Source organism: Brevibacterium permense (assembly GCF_013280495.1).
GTDB lineage: Bacteria > Actinomycetota > Actinomycetes > Actinomycetales > Brevibacteriaceae > Brevibacterium > Brevibacterium permense.
In genome coordinates, this window is record NZ_JABSSX010000017.1 from 1 (window position 1) to 21,014 (window position 21,014).

Annotated in this window: 19 protein-coding genes; 7 read left to right on the forward strand and 12 right to left on the reverse strand. The window is 63.5% G+C overall.

Annotated elements, in window-relative coordinates; genetic code table 11:
- Positions 1-758 precede the first annotated feature (758 nt).
- The 5 genes from HK353_RS15395 to HK353_RS15415 all read right to left on the reverse strand — a co-directional run bounded on the left by HK353_RS15395 (position 759) and on the right by HK353_RS15415 (position 5,292).
- On the reverse strand, positions 759-1,241 hold the full coding sequence (locus tag HK353_RS15395) for a hypothetical protein (protein ID WP_173157574.1): 483 nt from the start codon (positions 1,239-1,241) through the stop codon (positions 759-761).
- 49 nt (positions 1,242-1,290) lie between these two features.
- The gene (locus HK353_RS17220; protein WP_245396077.1) at positions 1,291-1,530 is read right to left on the reverse strand and encodes a hypothetical protein; all 240 of its coding nucleotides are present in this window, start codon (positions 1,528-1,530) and stop codon (positions 1,291-1,293) included.
- A gap of 11 nt (positions 1,531-1,541) precedes the next feature.
- A complete protein-coding gene (locus HK353_RS15405; RefSeq protein ID WP_173157576.1) occupies positions 1,542-2,960 on the reverse strand; it encodes an FtsX-like permease family protein in 1,419 nt (472 codons plus the stop codon).
- Positions 2,960-3,715, reverse strand: coding sequence for an ABC transporter ATP-binding protein (locus tag HK353_RS15410; RefSeq protein WP_173157578.1), 756 nt, complete (start codon positions 3,713-3,715; stop codon positions 2,960-2,962). Before HK353_RS15410 ends, HK353_RS15405 begins: the two co-directional genes overlap by 1 nt.
- Before the next feature lie 260 nt (positions 3,716-3,975).
- On the reverse strand, positions 3,976-5,292 hold the full coding sequence (locus HK353_RS15415) for a DUF445 domain-containing protein (protein WP_173157580.1): 1,317 nt from the start codon (positions 5,290-5,292) through the stop codon (positions 3,976-3,978).
- A 286-nt stretch (positions 5,293-5,578) separates the two neighbouring features.
- Here HK353_RS15415 and HK353_RS15420 point away from each other — a divergent pair, with 286 nt between their 5' ends.
- The 7 genes from HK353_RS15420 (at position 5,579) to HK353_RS15450 (ending at position 12,688) form a co-directional block, all read left to right on the forward strand.
- Complete coding sequence (locus HK353_RS15420) at positions 5,579-6,457, forward strand: class I SAM-dependent methyltransferase (RefSeq protein ID WP_173157582.1); 879 nt, start codon at positions 5,579-5,581, stop codon at positions 6,455-6,457.
- Between the two features lie 259 nt (positions 6,458-6,716).
- Entirely contained in the window at positions 6,717-7,892 is a 1,176-nt protein-coding gene (gene argE / locus HK353_RS15425; protein ID WP_342589961.1) for an acetylornithine deacetylase, read from the forward strand.
- A 60-nt stretch (positions 7,893-7,952) separates the two neighbouring features.
- Entirely contained in the window at positions 7,953-8,171 is a 219-nt protein-coding gene (locus tag HK353_RS15430; protein WP_101546501.1) for a hypervirulence associated TUDOR domain-containing protein, read from the forward strand.
- Positions 8,168-8,773 (forward strand): DUF488 domain-containing protein, encoded by a 606-nt coding sequence (locus HK353_RS15435; RefSeq protein WP_173157587.1) that lies wholly within the window; start codon positions 8,168-8,170, stop codon positions 8,771-8,773. The genes HK353_RS15430 and HK353_RS15435 overlap by 4 nt, the downstream gene beginning before the upstream one ends.
- A 193-nt stretch (positions 8,774-8,966) precedes the next feature.
- Positions 8,967-9,914, forward strand: coding sequence for an iron uptake transporter permease EfeU (gene efeU / locus HK353_RS15440; RefSeq protein ID WP_173157590.1), 948 nt, complete (start codon positions 8,967-8,969; stop codon positions 9,912-9,914).
- A 79-nt stretch (positions 9,915-9,993) separates the two neighbouring features.
- A complete protein-coding gene (efeO, locus tag HK353_RS15445; protein ID WP_173157592.1) occupies positions 9,994-11,307 on the forward strand; it encodes an iron uptake system protein EfeO in 1,314 nt (437 codons plus the stop codon).
- 19 nt (positions 11,308-11,326) lie between these two features.
- Positions 11,327-12,688, forward strand: coding sequence for a Dyp-type peroxidase (locus HK353_RS15450; RefSeq protein ID WP_173157594.1), 1,362 nt, complete (start codon positions 11,327-11,329; stop codon positions 12,686-12,688).
- Between the two features lie 522 nt (positions 12,689-13,210).
- Here HK353_RS15450 and rplI read toward each other — a convergent pair.
- From rplI to HK353_RS15485, 7 genes are all read right to left on the reverse strand, one after another.
- Positions 13,211-13,654: a 50S ribosomal protein L9 gene (rplI, locus tag HK353_RS15455; protein ID WP_244195274.1), complete on the reverse strand. Its 444-nt coding sequence runs from the start codon at positions 13,652-13,654 to the stop codon at positions 13,211-13,213.
- Positions 13,655-13,685: 31 nt separating this feature from the next.
- Positions 13,686-13,925, reverse strand: coding sequence for a 30S ribosomal protein S18 (gene rpsR / locus HK353_RS15460; protein ID WP_025779604.1), 240 nt, complete (start codon positions 13,923-13,925; stop codon positions 13,686-13,688).
- Positions 13,926-13,972: 47 nt separating this feature from the next.
- The gene (locus tag HK353_RS15465) at positions 13,973-14,602 is read right to left on the reverse strand and encodes a single-stranded DNA-binding protein (protein WP_173157596.1); all 630 of its coding nucleotides are present in this window, start codon (positions 14,600-14,602) and stop codon (positions 13,973-13,975) included.
- Positions 14,603-14,636: 34 nt separating this feature from the next.
- Positions 14,637-14,927, reverse strand: a complete 291-nt coding sequence (gene rpsF, locus HK353_RS15470) for a 30S ribosomal protein S6 (RefSeq protein ID WP_025779601.1) — start codon at positions 14,925-14,927, stop codon at positions 14,637-14,639.
- Between the two features lie 109 nt (positions 14,928-15,036).
- On the reverse strand, positions 15,037-16,410 hold the full coding sequence (locus HK353_RS15475) for a hypothetical protein (RefSeq protein WP_173157598.1): 1,374 nt from the start codon (positions 16,408-16,410) through the stop codon (positions 15,037-15,039).
- A 12-nt stretch (positions 16,411-16,422) separates the two neighbouring features.
- Positions 16,423-18,792, reverse strand: coding sequence for a transglycosylase domain-containing protein (locus tag HK353_RS15480; RefSeq protein ID WP_342589962.1), 2,370 nt, complete (start codon positions 18,790-18,792; stop codon positions 16,423-16,425).
- Positions 18,793-19,237: 445 nt separating this feature from the next.
- Positions 19,238-20,944, reverse strand: a complete 1,707-nt coding sequence (locus HK353_RS15485) for an AMP-binding protein (protein ID WP_173157601.1) — start codon at positions 20,942-20,944, stop codon at positions 19,238-19,240.
- Positions 20,945-21,014: the final 70 nt, after the last annotated feature.

A 21,014-nucleotide genomic window follows, 5' to 3' on the forward strand; every position in this document is an offset into this window, starting at 1 on the left:
CCGGTTGGAACACTTGCGTGGTTCAGCGCTGGGGTTCCGGAACCTGACCCACTACATCGCCCGGAGCCTGCTCGAGGCCGGAGGATTCAGACCCCGATTACACCCCTAACTGCGAAGAGCCGATTTGTTGAGCTCATATACCTCCTTGACATAGTGGTCGGCGGAAACAACAGCGGGGCAGCATCCGAAGACGCTGCCCCGCTGTCCGACTACTCAGCCGAAGAACGAACGGGCGATCTCCCAGACTGCACGAATGCAGTTAAGGCAGAATCCCCAGAACGCCCAGTTCGGTTCGCGGTTCCGCTTTGGCTCCACGATGCCTCCTCGGGTCAGGGCGACCTCGGGAGGCTGGCGCGGCGCATTGACTTTCGCCGGCGCCGGCGCCTATCCTCAGAGTGTAAACATCCCAAGGAATTGACCTCCTTGTAGCCACACATTGGCAGACACTACCCCTGTTCGCAGCAGGGGTATTTGTTTGTGCCCGGAGATTCACGTACGCGGTATGAACTCTCAGGCACCATTCTACAGATGAAAACTACATATAGTAGGTTCAGCTTCAGTCATCCACAACATGTTGTGGTTTTATCCACATTCGTCCACAGGCTACGCGTAAGACGCGCCGGTTCTCTGACCAGGAGTTCTGTGTTTAAGACTAAAGCAAGCGTTGTTCGAATACAATCCTTTTCCACCCTTATCCACAGGCAAAAATTTCATCCATGTGATTCGATGTCGGCGTGTGATGCAACTGACTTAGGTGCTCATCGGAGAACACCGCCCATGCGGGCCACGAGGAAACCACCGATAAGCAACAAGCCGACGACCGTGGCCCAGGCCATCGGGATGTGCGCGAGCTGCTCGTTGGCCTTATCGAGTCCCGCAGCTCCGACCGTGGCCGCGGTCGCGCCGGCGAAGGGCAGTAGCGAACTCACTTCGAAATATCCACCGCGCAACTTATGCAGCGCGAACGACGTTGCAGCGCCGGCCGCGAGCAATCCCGCCCAGATCGCCATGTTGGGCATATCGAGGGCGATCTCCACCGTTCTCAGATATGCGAACGCGGCCGGGGCGTAGAGTAACGTGCCGCCGCCGGCGAGAATCCAACCGGCGGCACCTTCTCCATTTGCGAGCAGTAGAGATGCGGCGACAAAAACGATTAGAGCGAACAGCCCGAGCATGGTGTAACCGAAGTAGGCCCATCCACTCAAGGGGACGATGACTTCGGGGGGATCAGTCCAGTTCATTAGGTCTTCCTTCCCAACCGCGGCACCTTAACCACAACTTCTGCCGTGCCTAAATCGTCCCATCGCGGCTGAAATTACGCACGTAAACCGCTCTGCCAGACGCAGCTCGGGCGTGTCGTGCGGAAGTTCTTGCTATCGGCGGGGTCTGGAAGAACATCCAGGTCCCGGCCGCCACGGTGAGGAACAGCGTGGCACACGCGAAGAATGCGGCGGCCACGAGCACGGAGCTCGCCGAGGTCAGCGATCTCCGTCCGAGGACGAGGGGAACTGCTGCGAAGGACGTGGACATCGGGTCTCCTCTCAGGCCATGGTCGCCTCGGCGGTGGCCCGGTTCTCGGGTGCCGCCTCGGCGAGGGTGCGGTTGTGGGGATCGATCTCGGTGACCCGCCGGACGAGCGGGCGGGTGACCTGCAGCCCCAGCCACACCATCGCAACCCCGGCCACGAGGACGGCGGCGACGGTTCCGATGGTGAACGGATCGCCGAGGTCGCTCACCGAAGCCATGAGCCAGGCGAGGATTCCGCCGAGGAACAGGGAGACGACGGTGACCAACAGGATCGGCGACATCACTGCGTTGACGGTCACCCGGTGCATCATCTGCTGGGTCATTCCGGCGGCGTGGAGCTCGCGGTATGTCTGAGCCCGGTCCAGTATGTCAGCGGCCTGGTTGATCGTGGCCGAGACGATGACGAGGACGAAGGCGATGACCAGGGTGAGGATGAGTCCGGTGAAGATATCGTCGCCGAGGTGGAGGTACGGACCCATGACCGCGCGGTCCTCGGCGGAGAAGTCCTCCTGACCGCTGCGCATCATCGCCGTACCCGCCCCGCCGACGACGGCGATGAAGGTGATCATCGCCAGCCCGGCGACCCGGCGCCAGTACTGTCCGGGGGCATCGGCGATCATTCCCGCCGCCATCACCGAGGCGGGACCGCGGGCGATTCTGCCGGCGATGCCGGCGTGGATGCGGATGCACAGGACGCCGAGGACGCTGATGAGCAGGAGGGTGATGCCGATCGTGGAGATGCTGTACATGATCGTCACCGCCATCGGCATCTCCATCTGGGTGGAGACGAATATCGCTGCGGCCACGATGAGGATGAGCACGATGACCGTGATGATGCGGGCAAGGGGGAATCTCCGGGGCAGCGACCGGGTGCGCACACCCAGCGGGGAGACGGTGATCTTGCGCAGGCCGATGAGCGAGGCGATCAGACAGACGGCAAGGAGGCCGGCGACGACTGCGGCGAGCAGCCAGACCGGCATGAGCAGTGCCTGGTAGCCCAGGGGTTCGCCGACGAACGTGATGAAGCTCAGCGGCCAGGCGACCAGCAGGTAGCCGCCGATTCCGGCAAGGATGCCCAGCCAGGCGGGGATGAAGGGTTCTGCGACGGCGATGAGGCGGATCGTGCCGCGTTGCGTCCCGAGCAGGGACAGGGTCGAGAGTCGTTCGTCCTGACGGCGGGCGCTCAATTTCGCCGAGGCGACCCCGAGGCTGGTCGCGGGCACGATGAGGAGGACCGTGGCGAGGACGGCAAGGAGCTGGTACAACTCGGCCACCTCGGCGTATCCGGAGACCTCGGGGCGGTCGATGAATGCCCAGGCGCCGGCGGCCACGGTGAGGAAGATCGTCGAGCAGGAGAAGAAGGCGATTCCGACGAGGCGCGACGTCGTCGAGGTCAGGGACCGTTCGGACAGGAGGAGGGGAAGGATATTCATCACTGGGCGGCTTCCTGCATTGCCGAGTCGGCGACGATGCGACCGTCGGCGAGTCTGACGACACGGGAGCAGCGGGCGGCGACGTTCTCATCGTGGGTGACGACGACGAGAGTGGATCCGCGGCCGACCGTCGAGCCCAGCAGCTCGGTGAGAACCTCGTTCGAGGTGCGCGAGTCGAGGGCGCCGGTCGGTTCGTCGGCGAAGGTGACGACGGGCTGGGTGACCTGGGCGCGGGCGATCGCCACTCTCTGCGCCTGACCTCCGGAGAGCTGTCCGATCCGTTTGTGTCCGTGCTCGCTCAGACCGAGACGGTCGAGCCAGGCCCGGGCGTGCTGGGTGGCGTCCGAGCGGTTCATGCCTGCGAGCATGGCGGCGAGCGCGACGTTGTCGATGGCGGTGAGTTCGGGCAGGAGCAGTCCCTGTTGGAAGACGAAGCCGAAGACCTCGCGGCGCAGAGCGGTGCGGCCGGATTCCTTGAGGGAGGTGGTCTCGGCGGCGGCGCTGCGGTCGGTCGGGGAGAGTCGGATGCGGCCGCTGTCGGGACTGATGATGCCGGTCAGGCAATGCAGGAGAGTCGTCTTGCCGGAACCGGAGGGCCCCATGATGGCCAGGGATTCGCCGAGGCCGATCGTGAGGTCGACTCCGGCGAGAGCATACGTCTGGTTGAAGTGCTTGGTGACGTTTCCGGCGGTGATGATGGCGGGGTGCTGAAGGACGGGCTGCTGCGCTGCGGCAGGATGCTGTGAAGCAGTCATGCCTCCATGTTTTCACCCAACGGGCCTTGGCACTATGCAGTCAGCCCGTCAGCCGGTGCCGGATTTCCCAACCTCCGTTGACGGAAAACCGAGTTCAGGGCACCGTGCTTGACAGTCTTCCGACACCACCTCATCGACATGCGAGATCCGGGCTGGCTGCCCCGTGGTCCCGCCCGACCAACCGACCAGGTCTACTCCTTCGACGTCTGGATCGTCTCCGCCGCAGAGGACCGGGCAACCTCGGTGCGGGTCTGCCGATCTCACCCAGGCAGCAACACGATGACGGTGTGGATCACGAGGCCGACCAGCGCGCCGATGACGGTGCCGTTGATGCGGATGTACTGGAGGTCGCGCCCGACGTAGAGCTCGATGCGCTCGGCGGCTTCCTTCGCGTCCCAGCGCTCGATGGTGTCGGAGATGACGCTGGCGATCTCGGGGCCGAAACTCTCGGCCAGATCACCGGCGGTGGTGGCGATCCGGTCGTCGATGCGCCGGGAGAATTCCGAGTCCGCCTGCAGTCGGTCGGCGAATTCGCCGATGAGCTGCCAGATGCGGGCGCGGACTTCGCCGCCTTCGTCGATGATGGCCTCGCGCAGCAGCTGTTTGAGCGAACTCCAGATCTCGAGGACGGAGTCGACGACTCCCTCCTGGCTGAGCAGGTCGTTGAAGATCTCTTCGGCCCGCTGGGACAGGGATGAGTCGGATTCGAGGTCGTCGGAGAGGTCGACGAGCCACGCGTCCAGCGCCTGTCGAGCCTTGTGGTATTCGTTGTCGCGGACGTCGGCGACCCAGCCGAGCACTTCGCGCTGCAGGCGGTTGGCCAGCTGTTCGTTGACGAAATCGGGGACCCAGGACGGTGCCCGGTTGTGGACGATCTCATCGATGACCTGCGGATTGTCACCCAGCCAGCTGTAGGCCTCCGCGACGATGAGGTCGACGAGTCTGTGGTGAGCCCCGTCGAGCACGATCTGACGCAGCAGCTGCGCGAGCACCGGTGTCTTTCGGGTGGCCACGAGACGAGGAATGATCACGTTCCTGGTCAGCGCCTTGATGGAGTCGTCATCGATACGCGCGAGCACATATTCGAGCCCTCCTGCAGCACGGTCGACGACGATATCTCGGTTGGCGGGCTTGGCCAGCCATTTCCCCGCTCGATGGGAGATCTCGGCGGATCGGATCTTCGTCGACACCGCCTCGGCGTGGAGGAAGTTCGCGGCGACGAAGGCCGACAGACTCGCTCCGAGGGTGTCCTTCTTGCGCGGGATGATCGCGGTGTGCGGAATCGGCAGCCCGAGTGGGTGGCGGAAGAGCGCGGTGACGGCGAACCAGTCGGCGATCGCGCCGATCATCGCGGCCTCCGAGGCGCGGGAGACGAACCCCCAGACGCCGGTGTTGTCGGTGAAGAGGTGGGTGGAGAGGAAGATGAGCGTGGCGAGGATGAGCAGCGAGAGCGCGAGCGTGCGCATCTTCTTCAGCCCGCGAGCGCGCTCTTGATCCTCCGGCGTGAGTTCGGCCGGCCCACCGTTTCCGCTGCCGGCGCCGAAACGCGGTACGGATGGTGTCTTCTCGATCGACATCGTTACCCCCTGCTCCACGACTTTAGCGAAACCCGACCTCTCTGCACGCATCCGCAGGCGGGTTCGCACCTGGGAATTCCGCGGAGTGCCCCACCGCTCGGGACACCCTATCGCCCGCGAGCGTCCCTCACCGTTGCTCTTACTTCCCCGCGCTGCCGGCTATCCGCCCCGTCGCTCTCGTATCTCCCCGGTGCGCCGGGTGGAGATGCCACGACTCATGAGAGATGCGCCATCGTGACAGTCGCCGAGGCGGCCGTGCCCGACCGCGAATCGTTAGGCTTCGTAGATGGAATACTTCGAGAATCGTGAACGGGCAGAATCCTTCGGCGGGGTCGCCCGGGACTACGATGAATTCCGACCGAAGTACCCTGCCGCGCTCATCACAGCGATCATGGAAGCGGCCGCAGTTGGCACCGGCTCTCGAACGGATGCCTCACCACCGTCCACCGGCGATCGGACCTTGGGTGCTCCGCGCATCCTCGATGTCGGTTCCGGTACCGGCATTCTTGCGTCCCAGCTCCGGTCAGCAGGCGCCGAGATCCTCGCCGTCGAACCAGATCCCGCGATGGCTGCGATCGCTCGGTCCAAAGGTCTCGATGTGGACGTTTCGACGTTCGAGGACTGGGACCCGCAGGGCCGGACCTTCGATCTCGTCAGCTTCGGTCAGTCCTTCCACTGGGTCGATCCTCTGGTTGCTCTGCCGAAAGTTCGCACGGTGCTCCGCCCCGGTGGAATTCTGGCTCTGGCCTGGAACGATATCGAACCCATCAGTGAGCTGAAGACCCGGCTCGATGCGGTCATCGCTCGCTTTCATTCCGACGGCAAAACCGCGAGTCTCGGTTCGAGAGCGAGCTGGGGCACCGAAGCGAGCCAAGAGGCGAGGGCGGGCAGCGGTACGACTGAACCCGCACTGACGGTCGAACCCGTCGAACATCCGGCGCTCACGCAACTGCGGGATGCCGGTTTCGCCCCGAATGAGACCACTTTCGTCGAAGACCTCCATTATTCGAGGCATGAGTGGCTGTCGATGGTCTTCACCTATTCGGCTCAGCTGACGATGGACCCGGTGAAGAGAGCGGTCATGCGCGAGGAGATGTCCGCCGAAATCCCCGACGACGGGCTCGATGCGCGGAATGAGGCACTTCTCGTCCTCGCTGGGACTTGAATATGGACACTCATGGTTCAAAAGCTGCGCGCACTATGCTGAGCAGTGCCCACTTACTGGGCCGGTCCCACACGGCACGAGTCCGGCCCGTAGAGTGAAGGCGTATGGTCACCGCTGTCCTGCACGGGGACCACGTCCTCTCTTGGACCGCCACTCCGCGGAGACGTCCGACGTCCCCGCTGGGACCACCGCGGCCCTCTTGCAGACGCAGCGATCTGACCGAACCGAGACCACCCGCATCCGAGAGTCAGGAGCAGTCGTGTCAACGACACCCGCCGAGGCCACCATCACCGAGATCACGAGTCTCATCACCTTCGACACGACGAGCCGGGACACGAACCTCCCGCTCATCGACCACGTCGAAGCCCGCCTCCAGGCCGCCGGCATCGAATCACGCCGGATCCCGAACCCGGAGGGCACGAAGGCGAACCTGCTCGCGACCATTCCCGCAGCCGACGGCACGACCAGTGGAGGCATCGTCCTGTCCGGGCATACCGACGTCGTCCCCGTCGACGGCCAGGACTGGTCCTCCGACCCGTTCACCCCCGAGATCCGCGACGGCAAGTACTTTGCCCGCGGCAGCGCCGACATGAAGTCCTTCATCGGCGTCATCCTCTCCCGCCTCGAAGCGCTCAAATCCGCAAAACTCCGCGAACCCATCCACCTCGCCTTCTCCTATGACGAGGAGATCGGCTGCGTGGGCGCCATCTCCCTCGTCGAGGCCATCACCGAGGAGGGCCTGGCGCCCCGCGGCTGCATCGTCGGCGAACCCTCGAGCATGCGGGCCATCCGCGGCCACAAATCGATGAACGTCTTCCGCGTCGACTTCCATGGCGTCGCCGCCCATTCCTCGCTCACCCCCGAGGGCGTCAATGCCATCGCCTATGCCTCCGAATTCGTCGCCTTCGTTCACGCCGTCGCAGCCGAATTCCGCACCGAAGGGCCCTTCGACGAGGCCTATGTCGTGCCCTTCACCTCGGTCACGGCGAACACGTTCAACGGCGGCATCGCCGTGAACACCATCCCCGCCGAGGCGACCGTCCAGTTCGAGTTCCGTTCGCTCGGTTCCGTGCACCGCGAGTCCCTCATCGAACGCTTCCGCGCCGAAGCCGAACGCCTCGGTCGAGCCATGGCCGCCGAGAACGAGACCGCCGGTGTCGACTTCACGATCGAAGCCGAAGCTCCCGGCTGCGAGACTCCGGCCGATGCGGACATCGTCTCGCTCGCCGCGAACTGGGGCGCTATCGCCACCGATGACAAGGTCACCTACGGCACCGAGGCGGGGCTGTTCTCCGAAGCCGGAATCCCGACCGTCGTCTGCGGTCCCGGAGACATCGCTCAGGCTCACGCTCCCGACGAGTTCATCGAACTCGACCAGATTGCCGCCTGCGAATCCTTCATCGACGCCCTCATCGCCGACCTCTCCGAGAGCTGAGGACGCGGATTCAGGGGCGTAGGCTGCACATAGGATCACAGACTCAGGCAGGGAGGAATCATGGCAACCGAATTCTCGGTCGGTGACCACGTGGGCTGGAACTCCGAGGCAGGGCAGGTCTCCGGTCATATCACGAAGGTCCACACTGCCGACTTCGACTACAAGGGACACCGTCGCCGCGCCTCGGCAGAGGACCCGCAGTACGAGGTCAAGAGCGACAAGACCGATCACATCGCCGCCCACAAAGGCAGCGCTCTGCACCTCATCGACGACGAATGACGGGACTGGACACGGCGAAATCCCCCGCCGCGTCGGCCGGCCCTGCGGACGCCGCTCTGCCGCGTGTGCTGACAGTCGGGCATTCGAATCGTGAACTGAATGAGTTCATCGAACTGCTCGCGGGTACCGGCAGCGAGGTGGTCGTCGACGTCCGCAAGCTGCCTGGTTCGACGAAGAACCCCTGGTTCAACGCCGACACCCTTGAGAGCGACCTCGCCGAGGCAGGGATCGACCTGCGCCGTCTCGAGGGACTGACCGGACGTCGCCCCGTGAGCCGTACCGTGCCGTTTGAGACGAATGCCTGGTGGCAGAACCGCAGCTTCCACAATTACGCCGACCACTGCCTCTCCGAAGAGTTCCACACCGACCTCGACACCCTCATCGAATGGTCGACGACCCAACGCTGCGTCCTCATGTGCTCAGAGGCCGTGTGGTGGCGCTGCCACCGCAGAATCATCGCCGACCACCTGCTTGCCCGCGGCCACGCGGTCTCACACATCCTCGGTGCGGGACATGTCGATGCGGCGAAGCTCAGCGAGGGTGCACGACTTGGCGACGATGGGAACCTCACCTACCCCGCCGAAGATCCTCTCGCCCTCTGATCCTGATTGCGATCCACCTGTCGAATCCGACAATCACCCCTGCCGCCGCTGAAAGTCGGGCTATTTCTCGGTCCGCAGCACCACGAAACTGGATGTACACTGAATCAGCCGACCTTAGGTTAGGCTAAATTCGTTCATCCTGTTTCGAGACGGCCCGAACACCCGCCTCGACGAACTGACGAGAGTGAGTCAGATGTTCGTCGCGAACCTCCTCATCGCGTTGCGCGAAGGTCTCGAGGCCACCTTGGTCATCGGCATCCTCGTGGGCTACCTGGTCAAGACCGGTCGCCGAGACGTCTTGCCCAAACTCTGGCTCGGCGTCGGTATCGCCGCGCTCATTCCCTTCGGCATCGGCGCCCTGCTTACCTGGGGGCCGAAGACCCTGACCTATCAGGCGCAGGAGATAATCGGCGGCGTGCTCTCCATCATCACCGTTGCCCTGGTGACCGGAATGATCTTCTGGATGGGCAAGCACGCACGCGCGCTCAAAGGTGAACTCGAATCGTCGATGGCCGCCTCGTTGGACAAGCGCTCGTCCGGCTGGGGTCTCGTCTGGCTCGCCGTGCTCGCCGTCGGCAGGGAAGGCGCGGAATCCGCGCTGTTCATCTGGGCCACGGTCCGCTCCTCGGTGGAGAACAACATTGTCGCCACCACCGCCGGCGTCGTCACCGGGCTGCTGCTCTCGCTCATCCTCGGCTGGCTCATCTACCGCGGTTCGCGCAAGATCAACATGAAGCTGTTCTTCTCCGTCACCGGATACTTCCTTATCCTCGTCGCCGCAGGAATCTTCGCGTACGGCATCAGCGATCTGCAGGAGGCTGGGGTCCTTCCCGGAATCATGAACCATGCGTGGGACGTCAGCCACCTGCTGCCGGAACCCACGTCGCCGATCTACTGGCTCTACGTCCTCGGACAGGCGATCTTCCAGGTCAACGTCCAACCTACGGTGCTCCAGACCATCGGCTGGATCGTCTACATCGTTCCCGTGGCCATCATCTTCTTCCGCCAGGTCCACGGGAAGTCACCCCGCAAAAAGGGCGGGACGACCCCCGCCCCGACGGAAGGGAACACCCTCGCCGAGGCAACCCCCACCTCGGCGACGGTCGAGCCGAGATCATCGGCGACGATGCCCCATCCCTGATCTTCCGCACCGCCCCTGGTGCGGCCCGGCCGCACCAGAGCACCATCCTCATTCACCAGTCTCATCTGCAAGGACATCCATGAAACACCACTCCGCTCTCATCGCTCTGCCCACGGTCACTCTGCTCGCCCTGTCGCTGGCAGCCTGCACCGACAATCCCCAGAACAAGAAGGACGATGCTGCCTCAGGCGGCGACACTGTCACGGTGAAGATCACCGATGACACCTGCGAGGTCAGCCCCGCCACTCTGCCTTCGGGCAAGGTGAGCTTCTCGGTGACGAACAAGGGCACGAAGCCGAACGAGTTCGAGATCCTCGCCGAGAACAAGCTCCAGATCGAGTCCGAGAAAGAGAATATCGGCCCGGGCACGACGACCACGGTGACCACGGCACTCGACGAAGGCACGTACTACACGGCGTGCAAGCCGAACATGGTCGGCGACTTCGTCGGCCTGGCGGAATTCGCGGTGACGAAGGGCGAAGACATCTCGGTCGACAGCGACACCCAGGCCGCCGAGGACAAGGCGATCACGAACTACACCGGCTACGTCAAGGACCAGGTCGGTCAGCTCGTCGACGCGACGAAGGACTTCACCGACGCCTACACCTCGGGTGATACCGAGAAGGCGAAGGCGCTCTATCCGCTGGCGCGTCAGCACTATGAACGCATCGAACCGACCGCCGAATCCTTCGGCATCAAGGAAGCCGGAGACCTCGACGGTGCGCTCGACGGCCGAGTCCAGGACCTCTCGGCTGATGCAGGGAAGAAGCCCAACGACCCCGAGGTCCTAGCCGACTGGACGGGCTGGCACCGGATCGAAGCCGATCTGTTCACGGACGAGTCCGAAGGCTACAAATTCGAGTCCGAAGCCGACCGTAAGAAGGTCGCGGACAAACTCAACGAGGACACGAAGACCCTCTACGACCTCGTCTACGGCAAGGTCGACGGTGCCAGCGGAGCGTTCGAACTCCAACTCTCCGATGTCGCCACGGGTGCATCCGCGCTGCTCGAAGAGGTCGCACTGTCGAAGATCGGCGGTGAGGAGGAGACCTTCTCGCACACCGACCTCTATGACTTCCACGCGAATGTCGAAGGCGCCGAGGTGGCTTACGGCAATGTCGAGAAGCTCGTCGAGGCGCAGGATCCGGACCTCGCCGAGAAGATCACGACGAACCTCGACGGTGTGAAGACGGTGCTGAAGAAGTACCAGACCGGCAAGGACGATGACGGCAACATCCTCTACGAGGACTACTCGAAGGTCGCGGCAGTGCAGAAGGACGCCGGCGAAGCCCCGCAGGACACCGACTACACCGAGGCCCAGCAGGAGCTCTCCGATGCCGTCAACGCCCTGAGTGAACCGCTGTCCCAAGTCAGCGGCACCATCCTGCGCTGAAGTCTGTTGGAGTATGTGAATGAGCAATGACGACCCCACCGAGGCGGCTGCCTCTGACGCGGAATCGGCATCAGCCGAGGGTAAGGTCCGCGGTATTCCCAGGCGGCGGCTCTTCGCCCTGGGCGGGGCCGCAGGGGCGCTCGGCATCGCCGGTGTCGGCGGAGGTGCGGCCGGCTATGCAGTGCGCGGGGCGCAGGAGAAGAAGCAGTCCGCCGTCCATCTCAGGTATCCATTCCGGGCCGAGAAGCAGCAGGGCATCCTCACTCCCGCTCAGGACAATATGTACACGGTGGCCTTCGATGTCACGACCTCGGACCGTCAGGCACTCATCGGCCTCCTCGAGGACTGGACGGTCGCGGCGGAACAGATGAGTGCTGGTGACCTCGTCGGTGGCGCTCCGGACGCGAATGCCGAACTGCCGCCGAAGGACTCCGGTGAGGTGTGGGGTTATCCGGCCAGCGGGCTGACGATCACCTTCGGCTTCGGTGCCACTTTGTTCGTCGATGAAGCGGGCAAGGACCGTTTCGGTCTGACGAACAAGATGCCGCAGGTGCTCAAGGACGGCGTCCCGAAGTTCGCAAACGAAGCCATCCATGCCTCCGAAAGCAACGGGGATCTGCTCGTCCAGGCATGTGCGAACGATCCGCAGGTCGCCGTCCATGCGATCCGCAACCTCACCCGCATCGCGTTCGGCACTGCGAAGCTCAAGTGGGGGCAGATCGGATACGGCCGGACTTCCTCGACATCGACAGAGCAGGAAACGCCGCGCAACCTGTTCGGGTTCAAAGACGGGACGAACAACATCAAAAGCGAGGACGCCGACGGCGAACTCGACAAGCACCTGTGGGTGCAGTCCGGTGATGATCCGGCTTCCGATGGCTGGCTGGCCGGCGGAACGTACTTCATGGCCCGCAAGATCCACATGTATTTGGAGATCTGGGACCGAGTGTCCTTGGCCGAGCAGGAAGACATCATCGGCCGCGACAAACGCTATGGCGCCCCGCAATCCGTGGCCGAACCTGCCACGGACCAAGAGTTCACCCCGATCGACTTCTCAGCGAAGAACGCCGAGGGCACTCCGGCGATCGATGCTCGGTCGCATATCTCCATCGTCGCTCCCGAGCACCACAAGGGGGCGAAGATGTTGCGACGGGGATACAACTTCACCGATGGCAATGATTCGCTCGGCCGCCTCGATGCGGGGTTGTTCTTCATCGCCTATGTGCGGGACCCGCGGACGAACTTCTATCCGATCCTCAAGACCATGGCACAGAAGGACCTGCTCACCGAGTACCTGCAGCATCAGGCATCGGCGCTGTTCGCCATCCCGCCCGGCATCGGCACCGGCGACACGATGATCGGTCAGAAGCTCTTCACCTGACCCATCCCTTTCCATCGTCCCGCAGCGTCCGGGCGGCATCACAGCATCCCACACCGCCAGCGACGTTGCGCACCGCAAGCGTCGTGTCCTCCATCTGCGACCCTCGAGCATCCGTCACCGCAAGCGGCACAACCTACGACTGCAAATGCATCTGTCGCCGGCAGCCGCACAGCGCACAGGTGGAACGGGATGTTTTGCAGCTGTCGCGAGGTTCTAGGTGCGACACGTCGTCTTGCCGCGAACACGGATGGATGCTCGACTGCCCTCCAGTGCAGACCGCAGGCCCCAACGCCGTCTGCAGCTCAGTGCCTACCGTGAGTCAGTGCCCACCGTGAGCAGGTATCAGCAGCGAGCCACCGCCGGCCGCACCCTCACAGCTCCGACAGTCGAATCCCAACCCCATGAATAACACCGAGGCGGCACCTGAACTCAGGTGCCGCCTCGGCGGTGGTGTGGTGGGGCCGCTCAGGCCTTCACCACGTCCGAATCATCCGGACTGGGACGTCCGGACAAGACCTTCGATCAGGCCTTGCCGATGACCTCGAACTTGATCTTCGCGGTGATCTCGTCGCCGACGCGCACGACAGCGTTGTAGCTGCCGGGGGTCTTGACGTGACCGGTCAGGGCGACCTGACGGCGATCGAACTCGCGTCCAGTCGCGGTCTGCAGGGCCTCGGCCACGAGGGCAGGGGTGACGGCGCCGAAGAGGCGACCGTTCTTGCCGGCCTTCATGTCGATGCGAGCCGTGGTCGACTCGAGTTCGCCCTTGACCTTGATGGCTTCGTCGTGATCGGCGATCTGCTTGGCCTGACGGGCCTTGCGCAGAGACTCAATGTGCTTCTCAGCGCCGGCGGACCAGGCCGAGGCCCAGCCACGAGGCAGAAGCAGGTTGCGTGCGTATCCGGCACGAACCTCGACGACGTCGCCGGCGGCACCGAGGCCGTCGACTTCCTGGTTCAGAATCACTTTGCGGTTAGGCATTATTCTTTCCCTCCGATCAGCGAGCTGAGCTCGAGTAGGGCAGAAGTGCCATCTCGCGGGCGTTCTTGACGGCCTTTGCGATGACGCGCTGTTCCTGCACGGTCACACCGGTGACGCGACGTGCACGGATCTTGCCGCGGTCGGAAATGAACTTACGGAGCGTAGCGGTGTCCTTGTAGTGGATGTTCGCCGCTTCGCCCTTCTTGAGCGGATTAGCCTTCTTCTTGATAGGCTTCCGGATCTCTGGCTTTGCCATGAGTATCTCCTGTTAACGAATGTCTCGAAATGTCGTGAAGACGTGGATCAGAACGGGGGTTCATCGGCGCCGGGATTGCCCCAGCCGCCGTTGCCGCTCTGCGGGTTCGATGATGCCCACGGGTCATTGGCGGGTGCGTTGTTGCCGCCCTGGCTGTAGCCCTGGCGCTGGCCACCCTGCTGGCCGCCCTGCTGAGGATTGTTGCCCCAACCGGAGGACTGCTGGTTGCCGAAGCCGCCCTGCTGGCCGCCTCCGCCCTGGTTGCCTCCGCCGAAGTTGCCGCCGCCACCGCCGAAGTTTCCTCCGCCGCTGGGATTGTTCTTCGAGACCTGTGCGGTGGCGCGCCGCAGGCTGGGGCCGACTTCGTCGACGTCCAGCTCCATGACCGTGCGCTTCTCGCCTTCCTTGGTCTCGAAGGACCGGGACTTCAGCCGGCCCTGAACGATGACCCGAGTACCGCGCTGCAGAGATTCGGCGACGTTCTCTCCCATTTCACGCCACACCGAGCAGCGGAGGAAGAGAGTCTCTCCGTCCTTGAACTCGTTGGCCTGACGGTCGAAGATACGCGGCGTCGAGGCCACGGTGAAGTTTGCGACTGCCGCACCGTTCGGTGTGAAGCGCAGTTCGGGATCGCTGGTGAGGTTCCCGACGACCGTGATGACTGTTTCGCCTGCCATTGAATCTCCTAGAAGCGAGGTAGCTTAAGATGCCTTACTTGGCGTCCGGGCGGAGGATCTTCGTACGCAGAACGGACTCGTTGAGTCCGAGCTGACGATCGAGTTCCTTGGTCGTTGCAGGCTCGGCGTGGAAATCAACCACGACGTAGTAGCCTTCGGACTTCTTCTGGATCTCGTACGCGAAGCGACGACGTCCCCAGATATCCACGTTGTCGACGGTGCCGTTCTCAGCCGGGACAACCTTGATCAGGTTGTTCACGGTGTCAGCCAGCGTCCGCTCTTCGAGGTCGTTATCAAGAATGAGCATGAGCTCGTACTTACGCATATGTCACCCACCTCCTCTGGTCTTTGCGGCCATGGTCGGTCCATGGCAGGAGGGTATATGCACGCCCGCTCCCCGTCTCGTGATCGTCGCGAAATGGGAACAGACCTCACTAGTCTAATCGACTGGTGCGGTGACTGTCATGTCCGGATTCGTGCTCTTCCTTACGTCCTGCAGCCTGATGTTCCAATGCGTCCCCAGGATCGTCGATCTCTTTTCGCCGAGGCGGCGCCGACGCAGCCGTGCGACCGCGGATACCGCGCCGGTAGAGGTTCTCACCGGCCATGATCACGACGAGGACGAGAGCGAGCAGCCGCAGCAGGGTGAACAGGGCGACGAAGGTGGAGTCGAGTCCCTCATCGACTTCGAATCCCGACACATCACCGAGTTGGACGGCGACGGCGAAGACCGCCTCGGCGAGGGTCCAGACGATGAGCACCCACCAGCGGCGGACAGACAGGGCGATGAAGGGCAGAAGCCACAGGCTGTCCCAGGGCATGAGTCCCGGCGCCAGCAGCAGGCAGCCGCCGATGAGCAGGCATGCAGCTACGGCCGGGTCGAGACCCGTGCGGCGGACCATGTAGAGGGAGACGGTCACGGCGAGGACCACTCCGGCGCTGACGATGATCCACAGCGGGGCCCAGACGGAGACGTCGCCGAGTTCGGCCATGAGCAGGATCGAGGCGAAGGATCCGCCGTCGACGGCATCGGAGTACCAGTGGATGATCCGGTCGATCGCGCTGAGGTCGACGACGAGGAGCACCGCCGAGGTGACCGTGGCCGCAGCGAGCATCATTCGCGGATTGCGCGGCCCCAGTCCGCGAGCCGGGTTCGGGCCAGTCACGGTCAGGGCGAGGAGCACGAGAAGGGCGAGTGGGTTGATGAACGTCGCGATGCCCAGCAGCAAACCGGCCAACCACCCGCGCGGGCGCAGCGGTGGGGTTCCGAAGAAGATGACCATCGACCACACCGCCAGTGCGAGGGCGATCGGGTCGAGAGTGGAGCCGAGGGTGAAGAGGATGAGCGGGGAGGCGAAGACCGCGACCAGCCACCCCCGGAAGCGGGCGAGGACGAGGAGTCCGGCGCCGAGAGCCGCGATCCCTGCGGTGTTGAGCAGGAGCACGACGACCATGAAGAGGGAGACGTCGTTGGTGAACAGCTGGAACAGGTCGACCAGGCGAGCTTCCAGCGGAGCCAGGGCCGCCGCTCCGCCGTGTGCGCGCCCAAGTACCTCGGGGTTGGTGTCACCGAGGAAAGCTGTGGACAGCGGCCCTGCGCACATCCTCGCCGAGGCGGCCGGCTGTTCGTATCCCGAGCTCAGACACGGGCCCTGCAGAGCCAGAGCGATGAAGGTGGTGACGCCGAGGATCGCAGCCAGCGCAGAGGCCTGCGCGCTGCGGAACCGGCGACCGGCGGCACCGAGGTGAATGCCGACCGGACCGCCGAGCAGAGGCTCGGCGATCCGGGTGCTGGACTTCGAGGGCATGACTCGAGGTTACTAGCCGTTGTCACCAGGCGACTTCGGTGGCTTGACGGGGAGGCCCCCTTCCGCCCCATCATCCTTAGGGGGATCGTCCTTCGGCGGATCGTCCTTCGGCGGATCGTCCTTCGGCGGATCGTCCTTCGGCGGATCGTCGTTCGATCCGTCCGCCGAACCTTCGGAGTCCTTCGAATCGTCCGATCCGTCCTTCGAGCCTTCTTCCTTGCCCTTCTCGTCTCCGTCGGAGTCCTTGTTCTTGTCTCCGTCGTCCTTCGGAGTCTCGATCGGAGCCTTCGGCTCTTCCTCTTCGTCCCCGTCGCTGCCGTCGTTGCTGCCGGCTGGCGCCTTCGGCTCGGGCTTCGGGGCCGGGGCCGGGTTGGAGTTCTTCGGCTTCGGCTTATCGGGCAGTTCGCCTCGGGCCGGGAACTGTTCGACCTTCTCACCCTGGAGGGCCTTCTGCATGTAGTCGGTCCACACCTGAACGGGGAACGAACCACCGGTGACCTCACCGCGACCGCCGAAGGAGCCGATAGACACGGACTTTCCGTCGACCTCGCGATAGAGCACGACCGAGGTGGCGAGGTTCGGTGTGTAACCGGAGAACCATGCGGCCTTGTTCTCGTTCGTCGTACCGGTCTTGCCGGCGGCAGGACGACCGAGGTTCTGGGCGTAGCTGCCCGAACCGCCCTGAACGACCTGGCTCAGGGCGTACGAGGTCTCGGCACCAACTGCCTTGTCGAAGACGCGCTTGCCCTTGGTCTCGGCCTTGAACACTTCCTTGTCCTCGGCTCCCTGGTGGATCGTCTTGATCGAGTGAGTCTCGTGATGGACGCCGTTCGCTGCGAACGTCGCATACGCTGAGGCCATATCAAGGGGTTTGACGCTAGGGGTACCGAGCACGGTGGACGGGTTCGCAGCACTCATGTCGAGAGTGCATCCGCCGGTGTCGCCTGCCTTTATTTCCCGCTCGGTGCAAGCCGGGCTGACTCCCGCTCGGGTGGCGGCGTCGATCGTCTTGTCGGTGCCGATCTGCACATTGAGTGCCGCGTAGGCGGTGTTGATCGAAGACTGCGTCGCCTTGAGCAGGCTGACGGGCCCGTAACTCGAGCCGCCGAAGTTGTTGACCGTCCACGGCGTGCCGTCATTGTTCAGCGTCGTCGGGCTGGCACCCGGATACGAGTCGGTCAGCCGAACACCGTTCTCCAGACCCGCGACGAGAGCGAAGGGCTTGAATGTCGATCCGGCCTGCACATGACTCTGCGTCGAGGCGTTGAAGGCCTGATCGAGGTAGTTCTTGCCGCCGTAGAAGGCTTCGATTCCGCCGTTGTCGGGGTCGATCGAGACGAGTCCGGCCTGCATGCCTTCGGGCTGATCCTGCGGGAGGGTCTTAATCGCCTGCTCGGCCGCCTTCATCCGATCCTTGTCGAAGGTGGTGACGATGTTGTAGCCACCGCGGTCGAGCTGGGCTTCGTCGATATCGAGCTTGCGCAGGGCTTCACGACGGACGAAGTCCCACATGTAGCCCTTCTGCCCGGACAGCGAGGATTCCTTGTTCTGCTTCCTCACTTCGGGCATCTCGACCTTGGCGGCCTGCTCCTCGGTGATGAAGCCTTCGTCGACCATGTTCTTGACCACGTAGTCGAAGCGGTCCTGATAGGCCTCGGGATTGTCCGAAGGATCGGCGGCACCCGGGCGCTGGATCATCGCAGCCAGCAGAGCGGACTCGCTGACATTGAGTTCCGAGGCCGGCTTGTCGAAATAGTTCTGAGATGCCACTTCGATGCCGTAGGAACGACGGCCGAGGTAGATCGTGTTGAGGTAGTTCGCGAGGATCTCGTCCTTCGACTGCTGCTGGTCGATCTTGAGCGAGATGAACATCTCCTTGACCTTGCGATCAAGTGAGTGCTCGTTCGTGAGGTAGAAGTTCTTCACGTACTGCTGAGTGATCGTCGAACCGCCACCCGCGTACTTATTGGTGGCCACGCCGACGACAGCGCGGGAGAGACCCTTGATCGAGATGCCGCGGTTCTCGTAGAACGAGGTGTCCTCGGCGGCGATCGCCGCCTTCTGCATGGGTTCGGAGATTTCATCGATCTCCACTGACTTGCGGTCCTCGACCTTGTACTGACCGATCGGCGTCTTGCCGTCGCTGTAGTAGATTGTCGAGGTCTGACCGGTGGCCTCGAGGTTCGGCTCGGGGATGTCCGTTGCGGCATAGCCGATGGCGAACGCCACGCACAGGGCGATGACGAGGCTGAGCCCGCCGACGACGAGTACACGGATGCTCGGCAGGAAACGGGTCCATCCGCTCACACCCGCTCGCGGGTAGTTGAGCAGGTTCTTCGTATTCCTGCCGATGTTCTTGGCTGTGTGTTGTCCCTTAGCCACCCAAGGTCCTCCAGGTCAGTCAGCCTGCCGCAATGCGTGGCGACGAGGTCCGAAAAAGGTCAAAGACGCCAATCAGTCTCGCACGCATTCATTAGTAGAGGATGAAAAAGTGCTGAGCCTGACGCCGTGCAGACACGCCAGGTTACCGAACCGTTCTCTGAGTAACCCCGCATTCGGCATCTCACCAGGCATTTTAATTCACTGCGGAAGAATCAACCATGACGGGTGCGTGTTTGCTCACATTCAATAGTGCGCCCGCAGATCAGTGCTCGGCGTCGCCAGCCAGGGCACCTCGACCATGCGCGCGTACCTTCTCGTTCAAGCGTGCCCGCACTTTTCCACCGGTGCCGCCAGCCGCGACGCCTCGTTCAAGCGGCCCAGCACTTTTCAGCCCGTACACCTGCGGCAAAGCGCTGGGCCGCTTGAACGAGAGTCGCTGCGCCGCTCAGCTCTTGAGGTCGAAGTCCGTGTCGGCGTACTCGTTGCCCTCGACAGCGGGTTCGCCGCTGAACGGATGCAGCTGGTCTTCGCGGGCGCGCAGTTCGACGCGACGGATCTTTCCGGAGATCGTCTTCGGCAACTCGGCGAACTCAAGTCGGCGGATGCGCTTGTACGGAGCCAGGTTCTCACGACAGTAGGCGAGGATCGACCGCGCCGTCTCGGCATCGGCCTCGAACTTGCTCGACACGACGACATACGCCTTGGGCACAGCCAGTCGCACCGGGTCCGGCGACGGCACGACGGCCGCCTCGGCGACGGCCTCGTGTTCGATGAGCACGCTTTCGAGTTCGAAGGGGGAGAGCCGGTAGTCGCTGGCCTTGAACACGTCATCGGCGCGACCGACGTAGGTGATGTAGCCGTCCTCGTCACGGGAGGCCACATCGCCGGTGTGGTAGACGCCGCCTTCGAAGGCCTCTGCGGTCTTCTCCGGGTTGTTCCAGTATCCGGTGGTCAGGCCCACGGGACGAGGATCGAGGCGCAGGCAGATCTCGCCCTCGTCGCCTTCCTCACCGGTCGCCGGGTCGATGAGCACGACGTCGAATCCTGGGAGGGCCTTGCCCATCGAACCGTATTTGAGCTCCTGATCGGGCGAATTGCCGATCTGCAGGGTCGACTCGGTCTGACCGAAGCCGTCGCGGATGAGCACACCCCATTCGCTGTGAACACGGTCGATGATCTCGGGATTGAGGGGCTCACCGGCGCCCAGAGCCTTCGTCGGGGGATGCTTCAGGTGGCCGAGGTCGGCCTGGATGAGCATGCGCCACACGGTCGGCGGCGCGCAGAAGCTCGTCACTCCCGCGCGGTCCATGGTCTCCATGAGGGCGTTGGCGTCGAAGCGCGAGTAGTTGTAGAGGAAGACGCAGGCTTCGGCGATCCACGGGGTGAAGATGTTCGACCAAGCGTGCTTGGCCCAGCCGGGCGATGCGACATTGAGGTGGACGTCGCCGGGCGTCAGTCCCATCCAATACATCGTCGAGAGATGACCGACCGGGTAGGAGACATGGGTGTGGGCGACCATCTTCGCCTTCGAGGTGGTGCCCGAGGTGAAGTAGAGGAGCATCAGATCATCGGCGCGCGAGCTGCCCTGAGGGTCGAACTCGGTGCTCTCATCATCGGCATCGGAGTAGCTGTAGTCCTGCTGGCGGGTGGGCTCGCCGCCGACGACGATGCGGACGACTTCGACATCGACGTCATCGAACTTCGCGGCATCCTCGGCGCCGGCGACGACGAACTCGGCCTGACCGCGCTCGGCACGGTCGGTGAGGTCGATGGGTCCCAGCTGCGTGGTGGCGGGCATGAGCACGGCACCGAGCTTGATGCCCGCGAGCATCGTCTCCCACAGCTCGACCTGGTTGTTGAGCATGACCATGACATGGTCGCCGCGCTTGATTCCGGCACGGCGGAAGTGATTCGCCACCTGGTTCGACCGCGCGGAGAGCTCCGCGAAGCTCCACTTGCCCTCAGTTCCGTCCTGTTCGACGATCCACAGAGCCGGCTTGTCGTTGTTCTCGGCGATCTTGTCGAACCAGTCGAGTGCGAAGTTGAAATGCGTGGGACGCGGCCATTCGAACTGGTCGCGGGCGGCCTCGTAGTCGCTGCGGAGCTCGATCAGCTTGTCTCGGGCAGCGCGGAACTCCTCGGTCACTGTCATTGTGGTCTCCTCACCTTTCGCCACCGTCACATCATGTGACGTCACACACAAATCTAAACGATTACGAAGG